The sequence below is a fragment of the Pontibacter sp. HJ8 genome, assembly GCF_054824225.1.
On the sequence record NZ_JSYF01000215.1, the window covers coordinates 1 to 6778 of the forward strand.

The 6778-nt window shown below is 50.9% G+C and carries 5 protein-coding genes; 1 reads left to right on the plus strand and 4 read right to left on the minus strand.

What is annotated here, in order from left to right; all coding sequences use genetic code 11:
* Positions 1-130 precede the first annotated feature (130 nt).
* Positions 131-2749 carry an ATP-dependent chaperone ClpB gene (gene clpB, locus OB13_RS10330; protein WP_461490087.1) on the minus strand — a complete coding sequence of 873 codons (2619 nt, stop codon included), beginning with the start codon at positions 2747-2749 and terminating at the stop codon, positions 131-133.
* 479 nt (positions 2750-3228) lie between these two features.
* On the opposite strand from clpB, the gene OB13_RS10335 reads away from it, so the two are divergent.
* Positions 3229-3606 carry a cupin domain-containing protein gene (locus OB13_RS10335; RefSeq protein ID WP_461490088.1) on the plus strand — a complete coding sequence of 126 codons (378 nt, stop codon included), beginning with the start codon at positions 3229-3231 and terminating at the stop codon, positions 3604-3606.
* 187 nt (positions 3607-3793) lie between these two features.
* Here the strand turns inward: OB13_RS10335 and OB13_RS10340 are convergent, their stop codons facing one another.
* The 3 genes from OB13_RS10340 to OB13_RS10350 are packed head-to-tail and all read right to left on the minus strand — an operon-like array spanning position 3794 to position 6396.
* A complete protein-coding gene (locus OB13_RS10340) occupies positions 3794-4399 on the minus strand; it encodes a YceI family protein (protein WP_461490089.1) in 606 nt (201 codons plus the stop codon).
* A gap of 11 nt (positions 4400-4410) precedes the next feature.
* On the minus strand, positions 4411-5766 hold the full coding sequence (locus tag OB13_RS10345; protein WP_461490090.1) for a hypothetical protein: 1356 nt from the start codon (positions 5764-5766) through the stop codon (positions 4411-4413).
* 36 nt (positions 5767-5802) lie between these two features.
* Positions 5803-6396 carry a YceI family protein gene (locus OB13_RS10350; RefSeq protein ID WP_461490091.1) on the minus strand — a complete coding sequence of 198 codons (594 nt, stop codon included), beginning with the start codon at positions 6394-6396 and terminating at the stop codon, positions 5803-5805.
* Between the last annotated feature and the right edge of the window lie 382 nt (positions 6397-6778).

Consider the following 6778-nt stretch of genomic DNA (forward strand, 5'->3'; position numbering starts at 1 on the left):
ATGATTTAGCTTCACTTTTAAAGATAACTAATATTTCATCAACTGAATATAAATAACAAAAGGCCTCCCCAACCAAGAAGAGACCTTTTGCTTAACTAAACTAAACTCTAAACTTATCTAAACTTCTAACTCACCTTTCTGTCGGTAGCTCGATGTCGACATTATTGAAACGTATTTTGCCGTCCTGTAGTACAGCTTCTACCACAGAATCTTTATTTATGTAGCCGGCCAATATTTCCTTGGACAGCTCGTTGAGCACCTGGCGCTGCAGCACACGCTTCAACGGACGGGCACCAAACTGCGGATCGTAGCCCTGTTCGCCCAGATAATCCAGCACTTCGTCTGTCGCGATCAGCTGTATACCAGCTTCTTCCAGACGCTCCTGGATGTGGGCAAACTGTATCGTAACAATCTTGCGGATGTCGCCCCGGCTCAACGGACGGAACATCACCAGCTCGTCGATACGGTTGAGGAACTCCGGCCTGACCGATTTTTTCAGCAGGTCGAACACTTCTTCCTTGGTCTGCTCCAGCATATCCTCCTCGTTGAGTGGCGTCATCTTCTCAAAGTTAGCCTGTATGATCTGCGACCCTATGTTGGAGGTCATGATGATGATCGTATTCTTGAAGTTCACCACACGGCCTTTGCTATCGGTCAGGCGACCATCGTCGAGCACCTGCAGCAGGATGTTAAACACATCTGGGTGCGCTTTCTCGATCTCGTCGAGCAGCACCACGGAGTAGGGCTTGCGGCGCACGGCCTCTGTCAGCTGACCACCTTCATCGTAGCCGATGTAGCCCGGAGGCGCTCCCACCATACGGCTCACCGCATGGCGTTCCTGGTACTCACTCATGTCGATGCGTACCATCGCGTTCTCGTCGTTGAACAAATAATCGGCCAGTGCCTTGGCCAGCTCGGTCTTACCCACACCGGTCGTACCCAGGAAGATAAAGGAGCCGATCGGGCGTTTCGGGTCCTGCAGGCCGGCACGGCTTCGGCGCACGGCATCCGAAATGGCCTGAATGGCTTCCTCCTGGCCGGCTACGCGCTTGCCCAGTTCCTCTTCGAGGTGTAGCAATTTTTCGCGGTCGCTCTGCAGCATTTTGCTTACCGGTATACCTGTCCACTTGGCTACAATTTCGGCGATGTCTTCAGACGTCACTTCTTCCTGCAGCATCGGGTTTTCGCCCTGCATCTGGTGTACCTGCTCCTGTAGTTCTTTCAGCTGTGCTTCTGCCTCCTGTATTTTGCCGTAGCGCAACTCGGCCACACGGCCATAGTCGCCGGAGCGTTCGGCCTGTTCTGCTTCCAGCTTATAATTTTCGATGTTTTCCTTTGCTTTCTGGATGCCTTCTATGATCTGCTTCTCGTTCTGCCACTTGGCTTTCAGGTCATCGCGCCTCGTGGAGAGCTCGGCGATCTCCCTCGAAAGAACTGTTTCCTTGTCCTTGTCATTTTCACGACGGATGGCTTCGCGCTCAATCTCCAGCTGCATGATGCGGCGCTGGATCTCATCCAGTTCCACGGGCAGCGAGTCGATCTCGATGCGCAGTTTGGCTGCCGATTCATCCATCAGGTCAATGGCTTTGTCGGGCAGGAAACGATCTGTGATGTAGCGGTGTGACAGCTCGACTGCCGCAATGATGGCGTCGTCCTTGATGCGTACCCCGTGGTGCACCTCGTACTTGTCTTTGATACCGCGCAGGATCGAAATGGCATCCTGCACGCTTGGCTCGTCCACCATTACGGCCTGGAAACGTCGCTCCAGCGCCTTGTCTTTCTCGATGTACTTCTGATATTCTTTGAGTGTAGTGGCACCGATGGCATGCAGCTCGCCACGCGCCAGTGCCGGCTTCAGCAGGTTGGCTGCGTCCATGGCACTCTCGCCGCCGGCACCCGCCCCGATCAGAGTATGGATCTCGTCGATGAAGAGCACAATATCGCCTTCCGCATCCACTACTTCTTTGATCACGGCCTTGAGTCGCTCCTCAAACTCACCCTTATACTTGGCGCCTGCTACCAGCAGACCCATGTCCAGGCTCATCAGCGTTTTGTTCTTCAGGTTTTCGGGCACGTCGCCACTCACGATGCGCTGCGCCAGGCCTTCTACGATGGCCGTCTTACCTACGCCCGGCTCACCCAGCAATACCGGGTTGTTCTTGGTGCGTCGGCTCAGGATCTGCAGCACCCGCCGGATCTCCTCGTCACGCCCGATCACCGGGTCGATCTTGCCATTGCGAGCCATCTCGTTGAGATCGCGGGCATAACGCTTGAGCGAGTTATACTTGGCTTCGGCGTTCTGGTCGGTTACCTTGGCGCCGCCGCGCAATTCTTTTATGGCTTTCTTCAGGTCTTTTTCATTGAAGCCCACATCCTTCATCAGCCCGGCTACCTTGTCGCGGCCCGCCAGCAGGCCCAGCAGCATGTGTTCGATGGCGACAAATTCATCCCCGAATTCCTTCAGGTAAGAGGTCGCTTTCTGCAAGGCTGCATTGGCATCGTTGGCCAGGTAGGGGCTGCCACCGCTCACTTTGGGGTAAGCGGCAACCACCTCATCCAGTTTGGTGTGCAGGATGTTGCCGTTGATGTTGAGTTTCTGGAGCAGGAAGTTGGTGACATTCTCGTCTGTCTCCAGTATCGCTTTTAGTATGTGCCCGGTTTCGATAGCCTGCTGCTGAAAGCCGCCTGCTATCTCGGTGGCCTTTTGAATGGCCTCCTGGGCTTTGATGGTATAGTTATTAAAATTCATAGCTCTGCCTCTGTTCTACAGTTTACTTATTCTACGAGGTAGTGAGCAAAGGTTCAGCCAATAGCACTATCAGATGGTTTTGCTGTAAAATTGACAGGTTGATTAGAAAGGGTTTAGCGATATTCAGACAAATTGTCCGGGTGATTAAGGGGGATAACCAGCCGGTATGCAGCGGAAGCGTTTCGGTTCACAAACTATTTACTAAAGCGTGGTTTAAAATGAGTGAGCTATAGAACAAAGCGCAGCCCCGCTAGTAAAAAGATAGGTGATGATAAGGCATATGAACAGATTTCATGTTTAGCTGAAGTTGTTCATCATGCCAACAGTTGATTACCCGGGATACGGGATACGTTTACGTCACGCTGACCTGGTGATAAGTGAAGTAAAAAGTAAGCCGCACTGTTGGTAATTGCGACTATAGAGGATTCTTTCCTGGTGAAATGTCATGCTGAGTAACGGTTAATTAAAGAGTAAAAATTATGCAAAAGACCACAACAGTGGAGAAAGCCGAAGTAAAAAACTTTGCTTCTCCGGAGGAAGTGAGAGACTTTCCGAAAGGTAAACTGGAACTCGTTCAGGTGGGTGGCGCCATGGTTGGGAAAGCGACCTTAGAGCCCGGTTGGAAATGGTCGGAATCTGTGAAGCCTATCGCTAAGACTGATAGTTGCCAGGCTGCTCACTTCCAATACCAGATTTCTGGTGTCATGCATGTGAAAATGGATGATGGTACTGAGTTTGACTGCAAAGCCGGTGATGTATCGATGCTGCCTCCGGGCCACGATGCCTGGGTGGTTGGCAATGAACCGGTTGTGATTGTCGATTTTCAGGGAATGGCCGACTATGCCAGATCACACTAATTAGTTTTTATACATCAGGGAGCAACACAACAGGTATAACCTTCCTGGCAAAAGGATTTAATATTTAAGGACCTAGCGGCAGCATGGTCAAAAGACAAAAAGCCCCGGAGCATGGCTTCGGGGCTTTTTGTCTACTTAACTATTGCTTCTGTACGTTCCGGCGGAGGCCTTAGAACCTTGCTTGAGCCTAACGTCCTTTCAAAGTCACGGCTGATTTGGGAAGCAGGCCGGTGTTTTGCCTGTTATTCAGGTATAGCTCCACTGTGATCCGAAGCTCATCCTGCACCTTGAACAGTCCGCTCAGCTTTTTGGGAGTCGTGAGACCGATTTCAGAGAAATCCAGGCAAATGTTGCTCTTCAACAGGTCAGAAGCATTGCCGGAGCAGGTATAGAACTGAACATCGTCCAGGAGAATGGTTTTGCCGGCCAGTTCCAGTTCCAGTGCTCCTCTGTAGTCCTTGCCCTGTCTTTTGAGGCTGATCAGTTCGATTTCTATCTCCGGATGCTGCTTTACATTCAGCGTGTTGGCAAAGTCCCTGTTGAGGAGCAGATTACCGCAGTTGAACTTCTCAACAGGGATCGTCAGCTTCAGCCTGTCTTTCTTCAGATGCTGCCTGTTCAGGTATAGGGTATCTTTCTGGCTGCTGCCTGTGTAAGCGCAGTTGATGGTTCCGAGCGAAGTATGTGCCTGTACGGTTATCTTGTTTCCTTTGACAACGACAAACTCTTCTTTTGGGAGCAGCGCCGCACTTAGCATAGAGGCAGCAACCACAAAGATACGGATGAGCAACATGAGCTTGAGTTTTAGAATGAAATAGCGCCTTCGATCATGAAGCCATCAAACTGGCCACCGTGACGGATGTCGCTGGGAGCGAAGCCTTTGTATTGCTGCTTCACATATTCCGCTTTGGCAACGATGTTCTTGGTTACGAACCAGCCGGCACCTGCCTGTACCCGTTGCAGGGTCACATTGTTGTTTTGGACGGTAGGAGCAGCAGCAGAAGGAGCGAGGCGTCCTTCTACTACATTGTAGCGTCCTGCTACGTAGAAGTTCTCGTTGCCACCGAAGCGGTATACCAGGTCTGTTCCAAGTTGTCTCCAGGTACGGTCAGTCGGTTCGTCAGCAGCGCCCAGCCGGCCTTTGCCTTTGGCCTGTTCGAAGTTACCGAAGATTTCCAATCCTTTGAACTTAACGAAGGGGTTGATCACCAGGGCAGTCAGGCTGTTGGTCAAACCCGGGTTGATGTGGCCTGAGGTAAAGTGCGTGGCTGGTGTTACGGCTGCTCCGCTTGCTACTCTCGCTGGGTCCATTACCAGGAAGTAGCGTGAGCCGGCACGGTCGCCGCCATACAGCGTGTTTCTAACAGAACCAGCCGTGGTGTACACGGAACCGGTCAGTCTCACCCGCAGGTCTTCGGATAGCTGACTGTCATAACCGAGCTTGCCGATGAAAGAAGGCTTTCTCATGCCAGGGCTTTGGATACCACCCTGCACTTCGCCGCCGGTAACAGAGCCTACGGCCAGGAATCCTTTGTACTGGTAGATGGCTTCGGCACCGATTTCGGTTGTAAAGGCATCCATGATGTAGTTGCCTACGAACGGGTTTTGCAGTGCGTGCGCATTGTCTGTTCTTCTGAAGTGAGCGTCGCCGTAGTTGATTTCCATGTGGCCGACACGTAGGGTCAGGTTCTCAAACAGCTTGTTCACCAACGCACTGTTGAGAAACTCAGCTTTGTCTATCTGGATGTAGCCGCCTTTCACCCAGGCTTCAGAGTGGTGCCGGGAAGACAGGTAAGTAACCAGGTTCAGCCGGATACCATCGGCAAGCGCTACGTCTAGGTTCAGGTTGGCAGAAGCCAGGTTGAAGCCATTCTCGATGGGCATCAGTTGGTTCATGTTCACTTCGGCACCGCTTTGTGTCTGCATGATCGCCGTAGCGGTGTTTTTGTGCTGCAGTCCCTGAAACTGCTGTGCAAAGCCGCCGCCCAGTCTTACTTTGACCCCTTCAAAAGTAGCGGTGTCTGTTTTGCCGGTTTCAAAAACGTTGAGGCCTCTCTTGTCATACGGTCTCCAGTATTTCATGTCGGAGAGCGTGATCTGAGCAAAAGAACTTAAGCTCAAGCCTAGCATCAAGCTTAAAGAAAGTATTGTTTTTTTCATGACTATAAGAATTAAATATCTTTTAAAAATTTTCAGTTATTGGATAGCAGCAGCTTGCTGGAAATTGACTTTGAATAGCAGCTTGAGGTCATTGCTGGTTTTGATGGTGCCCATCATGGCCGTGGGAGGCGTGAGGTTGAAATCGGTGAATTTGATGGCCGTTTCTCCTGCTAAGGATACAATGCTTCCTTTTGTGCTTGTCTCCACCTTGAAAGAAACTGGTTTGGTCGTGCCTGCGATTGTCAGGTTGCCGGTTGCCAGTGCCTTGTTGCCGCCCAGGTTTTTGAAAGAGGTCAGCGTGAACTGGATATCGGCGTGCTTTTTGGTTTTGAGCGCCTCATAAGCGATTCCATCCATTCTGTCTTTGCTACTTTTCAGCGACTCTGCTTTCATTGTCACGTTCGCAGACTTGACATTCTTGAGCGAAGTCCCTTCCACCAACATTTCCGCTTTTCCCTGAGACTGTGCAGAAGACATTTCCCAGTCGTGTATGGTAGATCCTCCCATTACTGTCAGAACAGGCTTCCCGGTGAAGCGGTACAGGTCCTGGGCAAGCAGGAGGTTGCTCAGGCCTGATCCCAGGAACAGGGCGGTTGCAACCAGCAGTGTGAATAAATTTGAATTTTTCATGATCTTGTGTGTATTAGTGCCCTTGATTTTTCTTGTATTATTTAATGTATCAAAGGTAGCGGGTCGTAGAGGCCTAAAGAATGACAAGGGTTATTTCAGAATATGATATATGTTGTTTTTATATAGAAAGTCCATGCATACCTATACCTGTGGCAAGCGCAGCAAGGCAGCTGTCGGAAGCCGGAAGAAAGGAAAAGGCGTAAGTTAGTGGGGAGTGAAAACGGCTTTTGCGGGCAGCAAGCAAAGAAATGCCCTTCAGGAGCGAGCTGTTAGGGCTTGTTTCCTGAAGGGCATTTCTGTAAGTCTGTAAGAAGGTATAAGCGAAAGGGCAGCTGCGAAATTGCAGAACAGAAGGGTGACTTCGGTGATGGCTTCTAGAAAA